Annotated in this window: 22 protein-coding genes; 12 read left to right on the top strand and 10 right to left on the bottom strand. The window is 71.9% G+C overall.

Features of this window, described 5'->3' with window-relative positions; genetic code table 11:
* Positions 1-31: 31 nt before the first annotated feature.
* The 5 genes from ACGF3J_RS05505 to ACGF3J_RS05485 all read left to right on the top strand — a co-directional run bounded on the left by ACGF3J_RS05505 (position 32) and on the right by ACGF3J_RS05485 (position 4,179).
* Entirely contained in the window at positions 32-541 is a 510-nt protein-coding gene (locus ACGF3J_RS05505) for a 2-oxo-4-hydroxy-4-carboxy-5-ureidoimidazoline decarboxylase (protein ID WP_346346282.1), read from the top strand.
* A 222-nt stretch (positions 542-763) separates the two neighbouring features.
* A complete protein-coding gene (gene sdhC, locus ACGF3J_RS05500; RefSeq protein WP_079163643.1) occupies positions 764-1,144 on the top strand; it encodes a succinate dehydrogenase, cytochrome b556 subunit in 381 nt (126 codons plus the stop codon).
* 5 nt (positions 1,145-1,149) lie between these two features.
* On the top strand, positions 1,150-1,632 hold the full coding sequence (locus tag ACGF3J_RS05495) for a succinate dehydrogenase hydrophobic membrane anchor subunit (RefSeq protein ID WP_122615873.1): 483 nt from the start codon (positions 1,150-1,152) through the stop codon (positions 1,630-1,632).
* Positions 1,633-1,651: 19 nt separating this feature from the next.
* Positions 1,652-3,406 (top strand): succinate dehydrogenase flavoprotein subunit, encoded by a 1,755-nt coding sequence (gene sdhA, locus ACGF3J_RS05490; protein ID WP_161329041.1) that lies wholly within the window; start codon positions 1,652-1,654, stop codon positions 3,404-3,406.
* A complete protein-coding gene (locus tag ACGF3J_RS05485; protein ID WP_122615871.1) occupies positions 3,406-4,179 on the top strand; it encodes a succinate dehydrogenase iron-sulfur subunit in 774 nt (257 codons plus the stop codon). The genes sdhA and ACGF3J_RS05485 overlap by 1 nt, the downstream gene beginning before the upstream one ends.
* Positions 4,180-4,251: 72 nt before the next feature.
* Here ACGF3J_RS05485 and ACGF3J_RS05480 read toward each other — a convergent pair whose 3' ends face one another.
* The 3 genes from ACGF3J_RS05480 to ACGF3J_RS05470 form a co-directional block, all read right to left on the bottom strand.
* Positions 4,252-4,518, bottom strand: a complete 267-nt coding sequence (locus tag ACGF3J_RS05480; RefSeq protein ID WP_122615870.1) for a TM2 domain-containing protein — start codon at positions 4,516-4,518, stop codon at positions 4,252-4,254.
* Positions 4,519-4,725: 207 nt separating this feature from the next.
* Positions 4,726-5,145, bottom strand: coding sequence for a DUF2752 domain-containing protein (locus ACGF3J_RS05475; protein ID WP_122615869.1), 420 nt, complete (start codon positions 5,143-5,145; stop codon positions 4,726-4,728).
* The gene (locus tag ACGF3J_RS05470) at positions 5,138-5,602 is read right to left on the bottom strand and encodes a TM2 domain-containing protein (protein ID WP_161329040.1); all 465 of its coding nucleotides are present in this window, start codon (positions 5,600-5,602) and stop codon (positions 5,138-5,140) included. Before ACGF3J_RS05470 ends, ACGF3J_RS05475 begins: the two co-directional genes overlap by 8 nt.
* 169 nt (positions 5,603-5,771) lie before the next feature.
* On the opposite strand from ACGF3J_RS05470, the gene ACGF3J_RS05465 reads away from it, so the two are divergent.
* The 4 genes from ACGF3J_RS05465 (at position 5,772) to ACGF3J_RS05450 (ending at position 7,942) form a co-directional block, all read left to right on the top strand.
* Complete coding sequence (locus ACGF3J_RS05465; protein ID WP_122615867.1) at positions 5,772-6,182, top strand: VOC family protein; 411 nt, start codon at positions 5,772-5,774, stop codon at positions 6,180-6,182.
* A gap of 84 nt (positions 6,183-6,266) precedes the next feature.
* Entirely contained in the window at positions 6,267-6,674 is a 408-nt protein-coding gene (locus ACGF3J_RS05460) for a hypothetical protein (RefSeq protein ID WP_161329039.1), read from the top strand.
* A 3-nt stretch (positions 6,675-6,677) separates the two neighbouring features.
* Complete coding sequence (locus ACGF3J_RS05455; RefSeq protein WP_393853511.1) at positions 6,678-7,163, top strand: thiol-disulfide oxidoreductase DCC family protein; 486 nt, start codon at positions 6,678-6,680, stop codon at positions 7,161-7,163.
* Positions 7,164-7,174: 11 nt separating this feature from the next.
* The gene (locus ACGF3J_RS05450) at positions 7,175-7,942 is read left to right on the top strand and encodes a TetR family transcriptional regulator (protein WP_161332672.1); all 768 of its coding nucleotides are present in this window, start codon (positions 7,175-7,177) and stop codon (positions 7,940-7,942) included.
* Here ACGF3J_RS05450 and ACGF3J_RS05445 read toward each other — a convergent pair.
* Together ACGF3J_RS05445 and ACGF3J_RS05440 are read right to left on the bottom strand one after the other, a co-directional pair.
* A complete protein-coding gene (locus ACGF3J_RS05445) occupies positions 7,933-9,261 on the bottom strand; it encodes a metallophosphoesterase (RefSeq protein ID WP_161332671.1) in 1,329 nt (442 codons plus the stop codon). The two genes, ACGF3J_RS05450 and ACGF3J_RS05445, sit on opposite strands and share 10 nt — an antisense overlap.
* A gap of 36 nt (positions 9,262-9,297) precedes the next feature.
* The gene (locus ACGF3J_RS05440) at positions 9,298-9,537 is read right to left on the bottom strand and encodes an SCO4848 family membrane protein (protein ID WP_122615862.1); all 240 of its coding nucleotides are present in this window, start codon (positions 9,535-9,537) and stop codon (positions 9,298-9,300) included.
* A gap of 91 nt (positions 9,538-9,628) precedes the next feature.
* On the opposite strand from ACGF3J_RS05440, the gene ACGF3J_RS05435 reads away from it, so the two are divergent.
* Positions 9,629-10,903 (top strand): D-alanyl-D-alanine carboxypeptidase, encoded by a 1,275-nt coding sequence (locus ACGF3J_RS05435; RefSeq protein ID WP_346346345.1) that lies wholly within the window; start codon positions 9,629-9,631, stop codon positions 10,901-10,903.
* Here ACGF3J_RS05435 and ACGF3J_RS05430 read toward each other — a convergent pair.
* Genes ACGF3J_RS05430 through ACGF3J_RS05415 form a run of 4 tightly spaced genes read right to left on the bottom strand, consistent with a single transcriptional unit; the run spans position 10,851 to position 13,705 of the window.
* The gene (locus tag ACGF3J_RS05430) at positions 10,851-11,801 is read right to left on the bottom strand and encodes a YihY/virulence factor BrkB family protein (RefSeq protein WP_237552866.1); all 951 of its coding nucleotides are present in this window, start codon (positions 11,799-11,801) and stop codon (positions 10,851-10,853) included. The genes ACGF3J_RS05435 and ACGF3J_RS05430 overlap by 53 nt on opposite strands.
* Positions 11,789-12,259, bottom strand: coding sequence for a GtrA family protein (locus ACGF3J_RS05425; protein WP_161332668.1), 471 nt, complete (start codon positions 12,257-12,259; stop codon positions 11,789-11,791). Before ACGF3J_RS05425 ends, ACGF3J_RS05430 begins: the two co-directional genes overlap by 13 nt.
* Positions 12,253-13,203, bottom strand: a complete 951-nt coding sequence (locus ACGF3J_RS05420) for a decaprenyl-phosphate phosphoribosyltransferase (RefSeq protein ID WP_161332667.1) — start codon at positions 13,201-13,203, stop codon at positions 12,253-12,255. Before ACGF3J_RS05420 ends, ACGF3J_RS05425 begins: the two co-directional genes overlap by 7 nt.
* Positions 13,196-13,705, bottom strand: a complete 510-nt coding sequence (locus ACGF3J_RS05415; RefSeq protein WP_385794681.1) for a phosphatase PAP2 family protein — start codon at positions 13,703-13,705, stop codon at positions 13,196-13,198. Before ACGF3J_RS05415 ends, ACGF3J_RS05420 begins: the two co-directional genes overlap by 8 nt.
* A gap of 133 nt (positions 13,706-13,838) precedes the next feature.
* On the opposite strand from ACGF3J_RS05415, the gene ACGF3J_RS05410 reads away from it, so the two are divergent.
* Both ACGF3J_RS05410 and ACGF3J_RS05405 read left to right on the top strand, forming a co-directional pair.
* Complete coding sequence (locus ACGF3J_RS05410; protein WP_161329031.1) at positions 13,839-15,200, top strand: FAD-binding oxidoreductase; 1,362 nt, start codon at positions 13,839-13,841, stop codon at positions 15,198-15,200.
* A 16-nt stretch (positions 15,201-15,216) separates the two neighbouring features.
* Positions 15,217-15,972, top strand: coding sequence for a decaprenylphospho-beta-D-erythro-pentofuranosid-2-ulose 2-reductase (locus ACGF3J_RS05405; RefSeq protein WP_161329032.1), 756 nt, complete (start codon positions 15,217-15,219; stop codon positions 15,970-15,972).
* A 25-nt stretch (positions 15,973-15,997) separates the two neighbouring features.
* Here the strand turns inward: ACGF3J_RS05405 and ACGF3J_RS05400 are convergent, their stop codons facing one another.
* On the bottom strand, positions 15,998-16,576 hold the full coding sequence (locus ACGF3J_RS05400) for a 2'-5' RNA ligase family protein (protein WP_161329033.1): 579 nt from the start codon (positions 16,574-16,576) through the stop codon (positions 15,998-16,000).
* Between the last annotated feature and the right edge of the window lie 151 nt (positions 16,577-16,727).

The raw sequence follows: 16,727 nt of genomic DNA, 5'->3' as shown, positions 1-16,727 counted from the left end.
TCTCTCCGGCCGAGTGGCCATACCGGTACCGGTGCAAACACGCGCCACTCCGGCAACGCCCTCATCACTGGACCGCTTCAACACGGCCCCCGCCGACGAAGCCGCCCGGACCCTCCTGACCTGCCTGGGAAGCCACGACTGGGCCCACCGCCTGACGGCGCACCGCCCGTACCCGGATCTCCCCGCCCTCCTCGCGGCGGCGGACGAGGCGGCATACGACCTGACGCCGACCGCACTGACGGAGGCCCTGTCGGCGGAGACCCAGCCCGCCCTCCCGGCCGGCACCTACGCGGCGGCCCACACGGCCCTGAGCGCGGCCCACGCGGCCTACGAATCCCGCTTCGGACACGCGTTCGTCATCTGCCTGGACGGTTTGAAGGCGAACGAGGCCCTGGACCACGTACTCGCGGGCATCCGGTCACGTTTGTCCAACGATCCGGAGGAGGAGCGCCCAGTGGCGGCCGAAGAACTCCGGCGACTCGCCAGGATGCGGCTGAGCAACGCCCTCAGGGGCGCGGGGAACTGCGCGACCAGCCACTGACGGCCCGCACCCGGCAAACCACCCAAACCCCCACCCCCTGACCCGCCCCACCCCCCATCCGCTGCTCCTTTGAGTGCAACTTTGATCACACAGGCAGGCCCCCCGTAAGCGCCGCAGGCAACCGTCGCTACCATGCTGGGGGCCGGTGGACCGTACCCGGCCGGGCCCGACCGACAAGGAAAGCCGGCGCGGCCCCAATCCCCGCTCCCGGAGGAAATTTCCGTGCCGGCTGGAACGCTGTACCGCGGCCGGGAAGGAATGTGGTCCTGGGTGGCTCATCGAGTCACCGGCGTCCTCATTTTCTTCTTCCTGTTCGTTCACGTGCTGGACACCGCTCTCGTGCGGGTGTCCCCCGAGGCCTACGACACCGTCGTGGCCACGTACAAGACGCCGATCGTCGCGCTGCTGGAGTACGGCCTCGTCGCCGCCATCCTCTTCCACGCGCTCAACGGCCTGCGTGTCATCGCCGTCGACTTCTGGGTCAAGGGCGCCCGCTACCAGAAGCAGATGCTCTGGACCGTCGTCGCCCTGTGGGTCGTGCTGATGATCGGGGCGATCTACCCCGTCCTCGGCCACGCCGCTCGTGAACTGTTCGGGAGCTGACGCCAATGTCCACGACTGAATCCCCCGCATCCGGGATCGGCCCCGTCGAGGGCGCCTCCCTCTACACGGTCGACAACCCGGCGCCGCTGATCGAAGCCCCCCGCGCGCGGACGAAGAAGACCCCGAAGTCCACCCGTGGCAACTTCGAGATGGTCGCCTGGCTCTTCATGCGCCTGTCCGGCGTGGTGCTGGTCGTCCTGGTCATCGGGCACCTGCTCATCCAGCTGGTGCTGGACGGCGGCGTCTCGAAGATCGGTTTCGCCTTCGTGGCCGGCCGCTGGGCCTCGCCGTTCTGGCAGGTCTGGGACCTCCTGATGCTCTGGCTCGCGATGCTGCACGGCGCGAACGGCCTGCGCACGGTCATCAACGACTACGCGGAGCGCCCCAACACCCGGCTGTGGCTCAAGGGCCTGCTCTACACCGCCACGGTGTTCACCATCCTGCTGGGCACGCTGGTGATCTTCACCTTCGACCCGAACATCCGCTAGGCACGGGGCTGCGAAAATCATGAAGGTACACAAGTACGACACCGTCATCGTCGGCGCCGGTGGCGCCGGCATGCGCGCGGCCATCGAGTCGACGAAGCGCAGCCGCACCGCCGTCCTGACGAAGCTCTACCCCACGCGCTCCCACACGGGCGCCGCGCAGGGCGGCATGGCCGCCGCGCTGGCCAACGTGGAGGAGGACAACTGGGAGTGGCACACCTTCGACACGGTCAAGGGCGGTGACTACCTGGTCGACCAGGACGCCGCCGAGATCCTGGCGAAGGAGGCCATCGACTCGGTCCTCGACCTGGAGAAGATGGGCCTGCCGTTCAACCGGACGCCCGACGGGACGATCGACCAGCGCCGCTTCGGCGGGCACAGCCGGAACCACGGCGAGGCCCCCGTCCGCCGCTCCTGCTACGCGGCCGACCGCACCGGCCACATGATCCTCCAGACGCTGTACCAGAACTGCGTGAAGGAGGGCGTGGAGTTCTTCAACGAGTTCTACGTCCTGGACCAGCTGATCACCGAGGTCGACGGCGTCAAGAAGTCGTCCGGCGTGGTCGCGTACGAGCTGGCGACCGGCGAGATCCACGTCTTCCAGGCGAAGTCCGTGATCTACGCCTCCGGCGGCACCGGCAAGTTCTTCAAGGTGACCTCCAACGCGCACACGCTCACCGGTGACGGCCAGGCGGCCGTGTACCGGCGCGGACTGCCGCTGGAGGACATGGAGTTCTTCCAGTTCCACCCGACCGGCATCTGGCGCATGGGCATCCTGCTGACGGAGGGCGCCCGCGGTGAGGGCGGCATCCTGCGCAACAAGGACGGCGAGCGCTTCATGGAGAAGTACGCGCCGGTCATGAAGGACCTCGCGTCCCGTGACGTCGTCTCCCGCTCCATCTACACGGAGATCCGCGAGGGCCGCGGCTGCGGTCCCGAGGGCGACCACGTCTACCTGGACCTCACGCACCTCCCGCCGGAGCAGCTGGACGCCAAGCTCCCGGACATCACGGAGTTCGCGCGGACCTACCTCGGCATCGAGCCCTACACGGACCCGATCCCGATCCAGCCCACCGCGCACTACGCCATGGGCGGCATCCCGACCAACGTCGAGGGTGAGGTCCTGGCGGACAACACCACCGTCGTCCCGGGCCTGTACGCGGCCGGCGAGGTGGCCTGCGTGTCGGTGCACGGCGCCAACCGCCTGGGCACCAACTCGCTGCTCGACATCAACGTCTTCGGCCGCCGGGCCGGCATCGCCGCCGCGGAGTACGCCCAGAAGGCGGACTTCGTCGAGCTGCCCGCGGACCCGGAGTCCCTGGTCGTCGAGCAGATCGAGCGGCTGCGCTCGTCCACCGGCACCGAGCGGGTGGCGGTGCTCCGCCGCGAGCTGCAGGAGTGCATGGACGCCAACGTCATGGTGTTCCGCACCGAGCAGACGATCAAGACGGCCGTCGAGAAGATCGCCGAGCTGCGCGCCCGCTACAAGAACGTGTCGATCCAGGACAAGGGCCGGCGGTTCAACACCGACCTGCTGGAGGCCGTCGAGCTGGGCAACCTGCTCGACCTGGCCGAGGTGATGGCGGTCTCCGCCCTCGCCCGCAAGGAGTCGCGCGGCGGTCACTACCGCGAGGACTACCCCAACCGCGACGACGTCAACTTCATGCGCCACACCATGGCGTACCGCGAGGTGGGCGACGACGGCGCCGAGTCCATCCGGCTCGACTACAAGCCGGTCGTCCAGACCCGCTACCAGCCGATGGAGCGTAAGTACTGATGGCTACCCCTGTCATGGAGAAGAGCGACTCGGCCCCCGAGCCCGGCTTCGCCGACTCCCCCTACATCACGGTCACCTTCCGAGTCCGCCGGTTCAACCCGGAGGTCGCGGCCGAGGCCGCCTGGGAAGACTTCCAGCTGGAGATCGACCCGAAGGAGCGCGTCCTCGACGCGCTGCACAAGATCAAGTGGGACCTGGACGGAAGCCTGACCTTCCGCCGCTCCTGCGCGCACGGCATCTGCGGGTCGGACGCCATGCGGATCAACGGCAAGAACCGGCTGGCCTGCAAGACGCTGATCAAGGACCTCAGCCCCGAGAAGCCGATCACGGTCGAGCCCATAAAGGGCCTGACGGTCCTCAAGGACCTGGTCGTCGACATGGAGCCGTTCTTCCAGGCGTACCGGGACGTGATGCCCTTCCTGATCACGAAGGACACCAACGAGCCGACGCGTGAGCGCCTCCAGACCGCCGAGGACCGCGAGCGCTTCGACGACACCACGAAGTGCATCCTGTGCGCCGCCTGCACGTCGTCGTGCCCGGTGTTCTGGAACGACGGGCAGTACTTCGGTCCCGCCGCGATCGTGAACGCCCACCGCTTCATCTTCGACTCGCGCGACGAGGCCGGCGAGCAGCGGCTGGAGATCCTCAACGACCGCGACGGCGTCTGGCGCTGCCGCACGACCTTCAACTGCACGGACGCCTGCCCGCGCGGCATCGAGGTCACCAAGGCGATCGCGGAGGTGAAGCGGGCGCTGATCACGCGCCGCTTCTGACCCGCGGGACGACCGCCACGGCCGAGGGCCCCGATCCGTGTGATCGGGGCCCTCGGCCGTACTACGGGCGGGTCAGCCGCGCAGCGGGCGGCCTTCCTTGTCCGTGCGGTCGTTGCTGACCAGGAAGATGATGCCGTCGATCAGCGCCCAGAAGCCGAGGCCGCCGCAGGTGAGCAGCTGGGCCACACCGACACCGACGGAGCCGACGTAGAAGCGGCCGATGCCCAGGGTGCCCAGGAAGAGCTGGAGGATACCGGCGACGATCTTCGACTTGTCGGAGTACGGGCGGCCCTGCGGGTCGACGCCGTAGGGAGCGGTGGGGTTCGGGGGAACGGTCATGGTGTGGTGCTCCTGGGGAGATGTGGGACGGACCGGGGCGGAATGGCCCCGGCGGCCCAGGAGGGGACACCGCTGATCGCACGCTCGACGCACGGCGGCTCACGTCAGTGACGTGGCCGTCCCCCCTCTGTGCGTGACGAAGCGTAGGAGACGTGTGGGTCAGTTGGGAAATATTATGATCCAACGTTCCCATTTCGTGATCATTGATCACACGACGTTGCGAACGACCGTCCAGGCCACCGCCGTCAGCAGGATCAGCGCCTGACCCCACGGGGCGATCCGGGGCCGGTAGGAGCGGCCGCGCAGGCCCTCCACCGTCCAACGGGCCCACAGCGCCAGCGCGAACGGCGCGGCGAGCAGCAGGGCCCGGTTGTCCAGCCAGGCCGCGGCGAAGTGACCGTGCATCAGGTCGTAGACCATGCGCGTGGCACCGCAGGCGGGGCAGAGCAGCCCGGTGACGAAGCGGAACGGACACTGGGGCAGCGGGTGCCCGCCCTCGTGCGGATCGGTGCCCCACAGGTACCCCGCACCCGCGGCGCCCGCGACGAGCACCCCGAGGGGTGCGGCCGCGGGATGCCACTGCCGCCGTCGCCGGCCGGGGGGTGCGCAGGGCGCGGTGTCAGCCACGCAGGACGCGGCCCTGGTCGTCCGTGCGGTCGTTGCTGACGAGGTACATGATGCCGTCGATCAGCGCCCAGAAGCCGAGGCCGCCGCAGGTGAACAGCTGGGCCAGGCCTATGCCGACGGAGCCGACGTAGAAGCGGCCTATGCCGAAGCTGCCGAGGAAGAGCTGGAGCACACCGGCGACGATCTTCGACTTCTCGGAGTACGGGCGGCCGTAGGGGTCGTAGCCGTAGGGGGCGCTCGGGTCGGTGGCGTAGTAGCCCGGCGCCGGCGGGGGGTAGCCGGGGGTCTGGTAGCCGGGAGCGCCCTGCGGGTAGCCGGGGGTCTGGTAGCCGCCGGGCGGGGGCTGCTGGCCACCCTGGGGGTAGCCGTAGGGGCCGGGCTGCCCGGCGGGGCCCGAGCCCTGGTTCGGGTAGCCGTAGCCGGGCGGCTGGGAAGGCTGGGGCGGCTGTTCGCTCACAGTGGGGTCACTCCTGGTCGACTTCGGAAACTGCCGGTCATATTGCAGGACCGGAGCGGCACAAGAGAAGTCGGGGCCGGGAACGGCCGTCCGCCCGGGCGAGTGACGGCGCCGCTGCGTCGCCGCCCGGTCCGTCCGTACGGCGCCCGCGCACACCTAATCTGACGTCATGTCAGATCATGAGTCGTACGAACTGCTCGGGTTCGACAACGTGCTGCTGCCCGTCGGAAACCTCGGCGAGGCCGTCGACTTCTACGAGCGGGCCGGGTTCACGGTCGCCTACCGGCTCGACGAGGCCGGGATCGCACTGCTGAAGGTGGGGGGCGAGACACCCGGGCTGCTGCTGCGGGTGGAGGAGGAGTTCTGGCGGCAGCCGCCGCTGTGGCCCTCCGCGCGGGTGTGGCTGGAGACGACGGACGCCCGTACGGCGGCCACGGCGCTGCGGGAGGCCGGGGTGCCGCCGCTCGACGAGCCGTTCCCCGTGGCCACCGGCTGGACCGTCGAGTTCGCCGACCCGTGGGGCAACGTCATCGGCCTGACGGACTACTCCAAGCGTCCGGAACTGGGCCGTCGCCCCTGAGCGACTTCTCGCTTGAACGCGTTCAAAAACAGGTCTACAGTCAGTCCTGTCAGCGTTTTGAACGCGTTCAAGAAGGGGTGGGGCATGGACCGCACCGTCATCGCCTACGTCATCTACCTGGCCGTCAGCATCGGGCTGACCGTCTGGGTGGCCCGCACGCTCAGCCGCAACGGACGGGTCTTCCTCTCCGACGTCCTGCACGGCAACGAGAAGCTGGCGGACGCCGTCAACCACCTCCTGGTGGTCGGCTTCTACCTGGTCAACCTCGGCTTCGTCGCCCTCTACCTGAGCGACGACGCGACCATCACCGACACCCGCGGCATCTTCGAGGCGCTCTCGACCAAGCTCGGCGTGGTGCTGCTGGTGCTCGGCGTGATGCACCTGGGCAACGTCTACGTGCTCAACAAGATCCGGCGGCGCGGCATGATGGAGCGGGAGCAGGTGCCGCCGGTCCCGCCGCAGGGCTGGGTGGCCCCGACGGCCGGAGCCTGAGCCATGGCTCCCGCCACCGGGACGGCCGGCGACCCCGTGCGCCGGCTCACCGTCCTCTACGACGCCGAGTGCTCCCTGTGCACCCACGTGCGGGACTGGCTGCTGCGTCAGCCCCGCCTGGTGGAGCTGGACCTGGTCCCCGCCGGGTCGGACGAGGCGCGCGGGCGCCTGCCCGGCCTCGACCACGCGGCCACCCTCGACGAGGTCACCGCCGTGGGGGACGCCGGCCAGGTCTACCGGGGCGCCGCCGCCTGGGTCGTCGTCCTGTGGGCCCTGCGCGAGCACCGGGCCCTCGCCCACCGGCTCAGCACGCCCGCGGGCGCCCGGCTCGCCCGCGGGGCCGTGCTGGCCGCCGCGAAGTGGCGGGGCGGTCGGCAGCGGTGGGGCGGCAACGGGTACCGGCGCGCCGACGGCTGGGTCTACGAGCCGGGGCTCGGCTGGATGTACGCCGGACCGGGGTGTGACGACGGCACCTGCGCCACTGGATAGGCTCTGTACCCGTGCCTGCGACCAACGACGGCCCCGACGGCGGCGCCCACCCCACCAAGTCCGAGCAGACCCGCGCGCTGATCCTGGAGACGGCCATGCGGCTGTTCCAGGAACGCGGCTACGACCGGACGACGATGCGGGCCATCGCCCAGGAGGCAGGGGTCTCCGTCGGCAACGCGTACTACTACTTCGCCGGCAAGGAACACCTGATCCAGGGCTTCTACGACCGGATCGCCGCCGAGCACCAGGCGGCGGTCCGCGAGGTCCTGGCCAAGGAGACCGACCTGGAGGCGCGGCTGGCGGGCGTGCTGAAGGTCTGGCTGGACATCGCCACGCCGTACCACGAGTTCGCCGTGCAGTTCTTCAAGAACGCCGCCGACCCGGACAGCCCGCTCAGCCCCTTCTCCCCCGAGTCGGAGCACGCGCGCAAGGAGGCCATCAGCATCCACCGGGCGGTGCTGGCGGGCGCGAAGACCAAGGTGCCGGAGGACCTGCGGGACATCCTGCCGGAGCTGATGTGGCTCTCCCAGATGGGCCTCGTCCTGTACTGGATCTTCGACCGGACGGAGGGCCGCGAGCGCAGCTACCGGCTCGCCGAACGCGGCGCCCGGCTCACCGCGCGGGGCGTCGTGCTGGCCCGCTTCCGGGTCCTGCGCCCCCTGGTGCGCGAGGTGCACGAGCTGTTCACGGACTTCCTGCCGGGCATGACGCGGGCACTGCCGGACCCCGGCCGGAGGCCCGGCGGGAAGACCGGCGGGAAGACCGGGGGTCAGGCCTGACGGGACGCCAGCTCGATCACCGTGATGTCCGACTCCGCACCCACGCGTGTGGGCGGGCCCCAGGCGCCCGCGCCGCGGCTGACGTACAGCTGGGTGTCGCCGTAGCGCTCCAGTCCCGCCAGGGTGGGGTTGGCGGCCCCCGCGATGAGGTTGCCGGGCCAGAGCTGGCCGCCGTGGGTGTGGCCGGAGAGCTGGAGGTCGACGCCGTGGTCGACGGCGTCGTGGATCTGCACCGGCTGGTGGGCGAGGAGCACGCACGCCCGCGCCCGGTCCCGGTCGCCGAGGGCCTTGGCGTAGTCGGGGCCCTGGCCCTCCTCCTCGCCCGCCACGTCGTTGACGCCGGCGAGGTCGAAGTGGCGCAGCTCGGTACGGGCGTTCTCCAGCGGGAGCAGACCGAGCCGCCGCACCTCCTCGACCCACTGCTCGGCGCCGGAGAAGTACTCGTGGTTGCCGGTGACGAAGTACGCGCCGTCCCGCGCCCTCAGCCCGGCCAGCGGGGCGGCCGCCGGACCGAGGTCCTTCACGCTGCCGTCGACCAGGTCGCCGACGACGGCGATGAGGTCGGGCTGCGTGGAGTTGATCGTGTCGACGACCTTCTGCGCGAAGCCCCGGCCGAGCACCGGCCCGAGGTGGATGTCGCTGACCACGGCGATGCGGTAGCCGTGCGCCGCGCGCGGGAGCTTGGCCAGCGGCACGGTGACCCGCTTGACCGAGGGGCCGTTCAGCACGCCGTACGTGCCGTAGCCGACCGTGCCGACGGCCGCCGCGGCGGCGGCACCGGCGACGACGCGGGAGACGAAGAGGCGGCGGGAGGGGAGAGCGAGCGGGCTGTCGGGCGCCTCGGGAGGCTGCGGCCCCCCGGACGCCGGGGGCGGCTCGGCCGCCTGGCCCGGCCCGGCGGGTTCCGGCTGCTCGGGCGGGGCCGTGGCGGCCGGTATCCGCTCCTGGTCCGTGGCCTCGGGCCGCGGCGGCTCCGCACCGGCCTTCCGCACCGCCCCGCGCCGCTCCAGGAAGCGCCGCAGCAGCGGGCGGACGACCTCGCCCGCCAGCAGCGCCAGGAGCAGGTAGATGGAGAGCGCCATCCACAGGAAGCCCGGCCAGGCCAGCACCTGCTGGAGCCAGAAGGGGGCGCCCGCGCGCTCGGCGACCAAAGCGCCGACAGCCAGCACCCAGCCCCCCGCGATCACCGCCCCGCCGATCCGGCGCACCGGGCCCGGGCCCGGGGTGGTGTCACGGAACAGGCGCCGCCACACGTACCAGTTGGACGTCACGAGGACGCTCACCACTGCCAGCGCGACCAGCGCGAAGACGACCACCATGCCGCCGTATCCCCTCGGTTGTGACGTCCGCGACGTCTATGAGCTTCGGCGCAGTACGCGCACCGAACGCAACCCGATGCCTCCGACGACCGTCCCCAATACGAAGGAGACGACGGCGAGCAGCAGGTGCACCCAGAAGTACGCCGTGGGGTCGCCGTCCTCGAAGGCGAGCCCGCTGCTGTCCTTGATCAGGTTTTTGACGAAAGTGATCCAGATGATCCAGCTCCACACCCCGAAAGCGAGCAGGAACCAGGAGACGGGGCGGCTGAGCTTCATGGTTTCAGTATCGCCGCACGCTGTCCTGAACCGTGCGCGGGGTGGGGAGGGGGGTGGGAAGGGCCAGCTCCCGGGAGGTACGTTCTCGCTCGTGCCCGCACCCAAGAAGGCCCTCAGGCGAACCCTGTCGGTCACCTCCGCCGCCCTGACCGCGCTCGCCGTGCTCTCCCCCGCCGCGCTCGCGGCCCCCGACCCCTCGAAGAGCCCGACGCCCACTCCCCCCGCGTCGATGTCGACCAAGGGCGGCGCGCGGCTCGGGCAGCCGGGCACGCAGGTCGACCTGGCGGACGGGGCGCCGGTGCTGCCCAAGGACATCACCGCGCGGTCCTGGATCGTGGCCGACGCCGAGTCCGGCGACGTGCTCGCCGCCCACAACGCGCACTGGCGGCTGGCCCCGGCGAGCACCCTGAAGATGCTGTTCGCCGACACGCTGCTGCCGAAGTGGCCGAAGACCACCGAGCACAAGGTGGCTGTCTCCGACCTCGCGGGCATCGGCGCCGGGTCCAGCCTGGTCGGCGTCAAGGAGGAGGAGACCTACACCGTCCACGACCTGTGGCTCGGGGTCTTCCTGCGCTCCGGCAACGACGCCGTGCACGTGCTGTCCGCGATGAACGGCGGGGTCGACAAGACCGTCGCGGACATGAACGAGCACGCCGAGGAGCTCCAGGCCCTCGACACCAACGTGGTCAGCCCCGACGGCTACGACGCGCCGCACCAGGTCTCCTCCGCGTACGACCTGACGCTGTTCGCGCGCTCGGGGCTCCAGAAGAAGGACTTCCGCGAGTACGCCTCGACGGTCCGCGCGAAGTTCCCCGGCCAGACGGAGAAGGACAAGAAGGGCAAGACGACCCGCAAGCCCTTCGAGATCCAGAACACCAACCGGCTGCTGTCCGGCGACTCGGACATGGACGTGTACCCGGGCATCGCGGGCGTGAAGAACGGCAACACCACCAACGCGGGCGCCACCTTCACCGGCGTCGCGGAGCGGAACGGCAAGGTGCTGCTCGTCACGGTGATGAACCCGGCCAAGGACGAGCACAACGAGGTCTACAAGGAGACGGCCCGCCTCTTCGACTGGGGCTTCGCGGCGGCCGGCAAGACGCGGCCGGTGGGCGAGCTGGTCCGGCCGAAGAGCGCCGCGCAGGCGAGCCCCGGGCCGGACGCCTCCGGGGAGGCCGGCGGCACCGGGAAGGGCGCGGCGGGCACCGGGCCGGTGGCGGGCGCGACGGCCTCGGACGGCTCCGGCGGGATCGGGGTCGCGGCCGGTGTCACGGCCGGGGTGCTGGTGCTGCTCGCCGGCGGCGCGTTCCTGGTCAACCGGAAGTGGCCGCTGCCGGACCTGGTCCGCCGCCGGACCCGCCCGTGACGTCGGGGGCGTCGGCACCGTCGCCGTCGTCCCCGCTCCCTACCTCCTGCGCCTTGCTCCCGGTGGCCGTCCAGGAGGCCGCGAACAGCAGCAGCTTCGAGGTGAAGTTGATCCACAGCAGCAGGGCCACGGGGACGCCGAAGGCGCCGTACATGCTCTTCGCCGCGACCCCCTGGATGTAGCCGCTGATCAGCAGCTTCAGCAGTTCGAAGCCGATCGCGCCGATCAGCGCCGCGACGACCAGACGGCGGCGCTCGGGGTGGACGCCGGGGAGCAGGGTCAGCACGTACAGCAGCAGGAGGAAGTCGGCGAGGACGGCCACCGCGAAGGCGGCGATGTAGAGCAGGACGCCGCCGACGCCGCCCTCGGCCAGGCCGATCGAGCGGATGATCCAGCCCACCAGCGCCGAGGCGACGGTGGAGATGCCGACGGTGATCAGCAGCGCGCCGCCGAGGCCGACGAGGACGCCGGCGTCCTTGGCCCGGTGCAGGACCGGGTTCTCCTCCTCGTCGGGCAGCTCCCAGACGGCGCGCAGACAGCCGCGGGTGGCCTCGACCCAGCCCATGCCGGTGAAGAGCAGCAGCAGGCCGGAGATGAGGCCGACGGTGCCGGCGTTGTCCACCAGGCCCTGGATGTTCAGCTGGTCGGCGATGCCGGGGATCTGTTCGGCGATCTTGTCCTGGAGCTGGTCCTGCTGCTTCTTGCTGAGCGTGGCGGCGGCCACCGCGGCGGCCAGGCTCAGCAGCGGGAAGAGCGCGACGAAGCTGGTGAAGGTCATGGCGGCGGCCAGCCGTGCCCACTTCACCCGGTCGAGCCGTTCGTACGAGCGCCACGCGTGCGTGGTCATCAGGCGTGCGATCCACGGTCCCACGACGGGGAGCTTCTTCAGCCAGTCCATGATCCGACCCTGCCCCCGCTCGTCCCGGTCCATGATCTCGTCGGGCCCCCGGATCCGCCCGCGGCCCGGAAGACCAGTGTTCTTGTGCCCCAGAAGCGCAGGATCGTGCCCAGGACCATGCCGATTCCGGCGCCGGAGACGGTGTCGGCGCGCTGCGAGGTGAGGCCGAGGCCGTAGTGGCTGACGGTCAGGCACAGCAGCTGCACGCCGGCCCCGGCGAGGTTCACCGCGACGAACACGGCGCAGGGGCGCAGTCCCCGGGGGCGGGTGTGCCGGTAGGTGCCCAGCGCGTTGCCCGCGTACGCCACCGCGCACCCGGCCACGAAGGACAGCGTCTTGGCGCCGAGCGGGCCGAGGCCGGCGGGGCCGCGCAGACAGGTGAAGAGACCGAGGTCGACGGCGTAGGCGAGCAGGCCCACGGAGGCGAAGCCGGCCAGCTCGCGCCGGTCGGCTACCAATTGGCCACCGCCAGGCCGTACATCGCCACCCAGACCACGCCGATCAGCGCGAGCGCCCGGTCGCGCAGGACGACGTCCTCGGGTTCGCCCGCGGTGCCGCGGTCGGCGAAGACCGCGTAGCGCAGGACGGCGAGGACGAAGGCGACCATGGACAGCTGGCGCCAGGGCAGCACGCTGGTGTGCGGGACGCCGCCCTCCTCCATGGCCCACAGGCAGTAGCCGAGGACGGCGACACCGGCCGCGAGCTGCCAGACGAAGCGGAGGTAGCCGGTGGTGTACTCGGTGAGCAGCGCGCGGGTGGCGCCCGCCCGCCCGGCCATCTGGACTGCCTCGGAGTACCGCTTGGCGGCGACCATGAACAGCGCGCCGAAGCCGGTCGTGATGAGGAACCAGCGCGAGAGGGGGATGCCGAGCGCGAGTCCGCCGATCATCGCCCGCATCAGGAAGCCGGTGGTGACGACGGCCAGGTCGACGACGAGGACGTGCTTGAGGGTGACGCAGTACGCCACCTGCATCGCGAGGTAGGCGGTCAGCAGGGCCGCGACGGGCGGCGGGCACGTCCAGGCGGCGACGAGGGGCGCGAGAACGCCCAGGAGGCCGCCGACGGCGTACGCGAGCGGCACCGGGACCTGTCCGGCCGCGACCGGGCGGTGCCGCTTGACCGGGTGGGCGCGGTCGGCCTCGGCGTCGCGGGCGTCGTTGACGAGGTAGACGGCGGAGGCGCAGGCGGTGAACAGGACGAAGACCAGGGCGAGCCGGCTCAGCGCGGGCACCGAGAACAGCTCCCCCGCGGCGGCCGGGGCGGCGACGACCAGGACGTTCTTGACCCACTGGCGGGGGCGTGCGGTCCGGAGGAGGCCGCTCAGCACGCCCTTCGCGCGGGGCGTCGCGGGCTCCCCCGGCCGTTGCGGGGCGCGCTGTCTCAGGACGGCCGTGTCAGTCACGGGTGCCTCCTCGCATCCAGCGGGCGCCGAGCCGGGCGGTGAGCGCGCCCAGGGCCGCGCCGGCCGCTACGTCCGAGGGGTAGTGGACGCCGACGACCAGCCGGGAGGCGCACACCGCGGCGGCCAGCGGCCGGACCGCGGGTACGCCGAGCGCGCCGAAGGCGACGGCGGCGGCCGCGGCCGAGGTGGCGTGGGAGCTGGGGAACGAGTGCCGTCCGGCGGTGCGCACCAGGGGCACGACGTGTGCCGGGCGCGGACGGCGCACGACCCGCTTCAGGGCCATGCTGGCGACGTGGGCGCCCGCGGTGAGCGCGGTGCCGCGCAGCCAGGCCCCCCGCCGCGCGCGGTCCACGGCGGCTCCGGCGAGACCCGCGGCGAGCCACAGGGCCGCGTGCTCCCCGGCCCAGGACAGGGCGCGCGCGGCGCCGGCCACGCGCGGGTCCGTGCCGCAGGCTCTGAGCGCCGTGACGATCCGGTGGTCCATGTCGTCGAGGTCGTCCATGCCGACTCACTGTTCCCGCCCGTCGGACCGGAAGGACGGCACGATCGAGCGACATACCATTAATCACCCGTTTCGGGTATGTGCGTGATGTTTTGGAACTAATCGTTCTCATAGGGGCGATACGGTCACCGGCATGTCTGCCGACACCGACTGGGGTCCCGTCACCGGCTGGGGCCGCACCGCGCCCACCGCGGCCCGTCTGATCCGCCCGCGGACGTACCAGGAGGCCGCCCTGGCCGTGCGGGACTGCGGGGCCCGCGGTGGCATCGCGCGGGGGCTGGGGCGGGCGTACGGGGACGCCGCGCAGAACGCGGGGGGCGCCGTCCTCGACATGACGGCCCTGGACCGCGTGCACGCCGTCGACGTCGCCGGCGGCACCGTGCTCTGCGACGCGGGCGTCTCCCTGCACCACCTGATGGAGGTGCTGCTGCCGCTCGGCTGGTTCGTGCCGGTGACGCCCGGCACCCGCTACGTCACGGTCGGCGGGGCGATCGGCGCGGACATCCACGGCAAGAACCACCACGTGTCGGGGTCCTTCGCGCGGCACGTGGTCTCCCTGGAACTGCTCACCGCCGACGGCGGGGTCCGCACCGTCACCCCGGGCACGCCCCTGTTCGACGCGACCGCCGGGGGCATGGGCCTGACCGGGGTGATCCTCACCGCGACGCTGCGGCTCCACCCGGTCGAGACCGCGCTGATGTCCGTCGACACCGAGCGCGCCGACGACCTGGACGACCTGATGGCCCGTCTGACGGCCACCGACCACCGCTACCGCTACTCCGTCGCGTGGATCGACCTGCTCGCGCGCGGCCGGGCGACCGGCCGCGCGGTGCTCACCCGCGGCGACCACGCCCCGCTGGACGCGTTGCCCGCCCGCTCCCGCGCGCGGCGGGCGCCGCTGGCCTTCCGCACCTCCCGCCTCCCGGCCGCCCCCGACCTCGTACCCGACGGACTGCTCGGCCGGACCACGGTGGGCCTGTTCAACGAGGTGTGGTACCGCAAGTCCCCCCGGTTCAGCCGGGGCAGGCTCCAGCGGATCTCCACCTTCTTCCACCCCCTGGACGGCGTCCCGCACTGGAACCGGATCTACGGCCGCGGCGGCTTCGTGCAGTACCAGTTCGTCGTCGGCGAGGGCCGGGAGGACGCCCTGCGCCGGATCGTGCAGCGCATCTCGGACCGCCGCTGCCCGTCCTTCCTCGCCGTGCTCAAGCGGTTCGGCGAGGCCGACCCGGGCTGGCTCTCCTTCCCCGTGCCCGGCTGGACCCTGGCCCTGGACATCCCGGCGGGCCTGCCCGGCCTCGGCGCCTTCCTGGACGAGCTGGACGAGGAGGTCGCGCAGGCCGGCGGCCGGGTCTACCTCGCCAAGGACTCGCGGCTGCGGCCCGAACTGCTCGCCGCGATGTACCCGCGCCTCGACGACTTCCGCGCGCTGCGCGCGGAGCTGGACCCGCACGGGGTGTTCGTGTCCGACCTGGCCCGCCGCCTCACCCTCTGACCCCTCTGGAGCTGTCGTGAAGGACGCCTTCGGCCTCCCCCAGTCCCTGCTCGTCCTCGGCGGTACGTCCGAGATCGCGCTCGCCACCGCACGCCGCCTGGTGGCCCGCCGCACCCGCACGGTGTGGCTGGCCGGCCGCCCCTCCCCCGCCCTGGACGCGGCCGCCGAGCAGCTGCGCAGCCTCGGCGCAGAGGTGCGCACCGTCGCCTTCGACGCGCTCGACCCCGAGTCCCACGAGGCGGCGCTCGGCAAGGTCTTCGCCGAGGGCGACGTCGACCTGGTGCTGCTGGCCTTCGGCATCCTGGGCGACCAGGCGCACGACGAGCGCGAGCCGCTGAACGCCGTGCGGGTCGCGCAGACGAACTACACCGGAGCGGTCTCGGCGGGCCTGGTCAGCGCCCGCGCACTCCAGGCGCAGGGCCACGGCTCGCTGGTGGTGCTCTCCTCGGTGGCCGGTGAACGGGCCCGGCGCGCGAACTTCATCTACGGCTCCAGCAAGGCCGGCCTGGACGCCTTCGCGCAGGGCCTCGGCGACGCGCTGCACGGCACGGGCGTGCACGTCATGGTCGTACGCCCCGGGTTCGTACGGTCGCGGATGACCGCCGGGATGGAGGAGGCGCCGCTCGCCACGACACCCGAGGCGGTCGCCACGGCGATCGAGCTGGGGCTGCGGCGGCGCTCGGAGACGGTGTGGGTGCCCGGCGCGCTGCGGGTGGTGATGTCGGCGGTGCGGCACCTGCCGCGGACGCTCTTCCGGCGGCTGCCCGTGTGACGTCAGGCCGCCGGGTGGGCCGGTGTCACCGGCCGGGCAGCGAGCCGCTCTCCACGCGCCCGGCCTGCGGGGGCACCGTGGCGCTGCCGAAGGGGAACTCGCGCAGCTTGCGCCACACCCCGTCGGGGCCCTGCTCGTAGAGCGCGAAGCCGGTGCAGGACCACTGGGCCGCGTAGTCGGACAGCTCCTCGTAGGCGCGGTCCATCGCCGCTTCCTCGATGCCGTGCGCCACGGTGACGTGCGGGTGGTACGGGAACTGCAGTTCGCGTGGGACGGGACCGGACGCGTCGCGCACCCGCTTCTGGAGCCAGGAGCAGGCGGCGGCGCCCTCGACCACCTGGACGAAGACCACGGGCGACAGCGGACGGAAGGTCCCGGTGCCGGACAGCCGCATCGGGAAGGGGCGGCCGCGCGCCGCCACCTCCGCCAGGTGCGCCTCGATCGCGGGCAGCGCGCTGCCGTCGACCTCGGTCGGCGGCAGCAGGGTGACGTGCGTGGGGATGCCGTGAGCAGCGGCGTCGCCGAAGCCCGCGCGCAGCTGCTGGAGCTGGCTGCCGTGAGGCTCCGGGACCGCGATCGACACGCCGATCGTTACGGTCCCCACGTCGTCTCCTGTCGTTACGTGTCACTCGTCGAATGTCGCTGTGTCGGACACCCGGCTATCGACTGTACGGCCACGACCGTGCCCGGGGCAGGCGCAACCGGAGTGATGTGCAGCGCTACGGCGGCATGCCGGGGCGCACGGCGGGGCCGGG

The sequence above is a fragment of the Streptomyces sp. NPDC048171 genome, assembly GCF_043202655.1.
Taxonomy (GTDB): domain Bacteria; phylum Actinomycetota; class Actinomycetes; order Streptomycetales; family Streptomycetaceae; genus Streptomyces.
This window is presented reverse-complemented; position numbering and strand designations above follow the sequence as displayed.

Coding starts and splice junctions, on each gene's coding strand:
- ACGF3J_RS05495 (WP_122615873.1), top strand. CDS start 1,150: ATGTCCACGACTGAATCCCCCGCATCCGGGATCGGCCCCGTCGAGGGC.
- sdhA (WP_161329041.1), top strand. CDS start 1,652: ATGAAGGTACACAAGTACGACACCGTCATCGTCGGCGCCGGTGGCGCC.
- ACGF3J_RS05485 (WP_122615871.1), top strand. CDS start 3,406: ATGGCTACCCCTGTCATGGAGAAGAGCGACTCGGCCCCCGAGCCCGGC.
- ACGF3J_RS05480 (WP_122615870.1), bottom strand. CDS start 4,518: ATGACCGTTCCCCCGAACCCCACCGCTCCCTACGGCGTCGACCCGCAG.
- ACGF3J_RS05465 (WP_122615867.1), top strand. CDS start 5,772: ATGTCAGATCATGAGTCGTACGAACTGCTCGGGTTCGACAACGTGCTG.
- ACGF3J_RS05460 (WP_161329039.1), top strand. CDS start 6,267: ATGGACCGCACCGTCATCGCCTACGTCATCTACCTGGCCGTCAGCATC.
- ACGF3J_RS05455 (WP_393853511.1), top strand. CDS start 6,678: ATGGCTCCCGCCACCGGGACGGCCGGCGACCCCGTGCGCCGGCTCACC.
- ACGF3J_RS05445 (WP_161332671.1), bottom strand. CDS start 9,261: ATGGTGGTCGTCTTCGCGCTGGTCGCGCTGGCAGTGGTGAGCGTCCTC.
- ACGF3J_RS05440 (WP_122615862.1), bottom strand. CDS start 9,537: ATGAAGCTCAGCCGCCCCGTCTCCTGGTTCCTGCTCGCTTTCGGGGTG.
- ACGF3J_RS05430 (WP_237552866.1), bottom strand. CDS start 11,801: ATGGACTGGCTGAAGAAGCTCCCCGTCGTGGGACCGTGGATCGCACGC.
- ACGF3J_RS05415 (WP_385794681.1), bottom strand. CDS start 13,705: ATGGACGACCTCGACGACATGGACCACCGGATCGTCACGGCGCTCAGA.
- ACGF3J_RS05410 (WP_161329031.1), top strand. CDS start 13,839: ATGTCTGCCGACACCGACTGGGGTCCCGTCACCGGCTGGGGCCGCACC.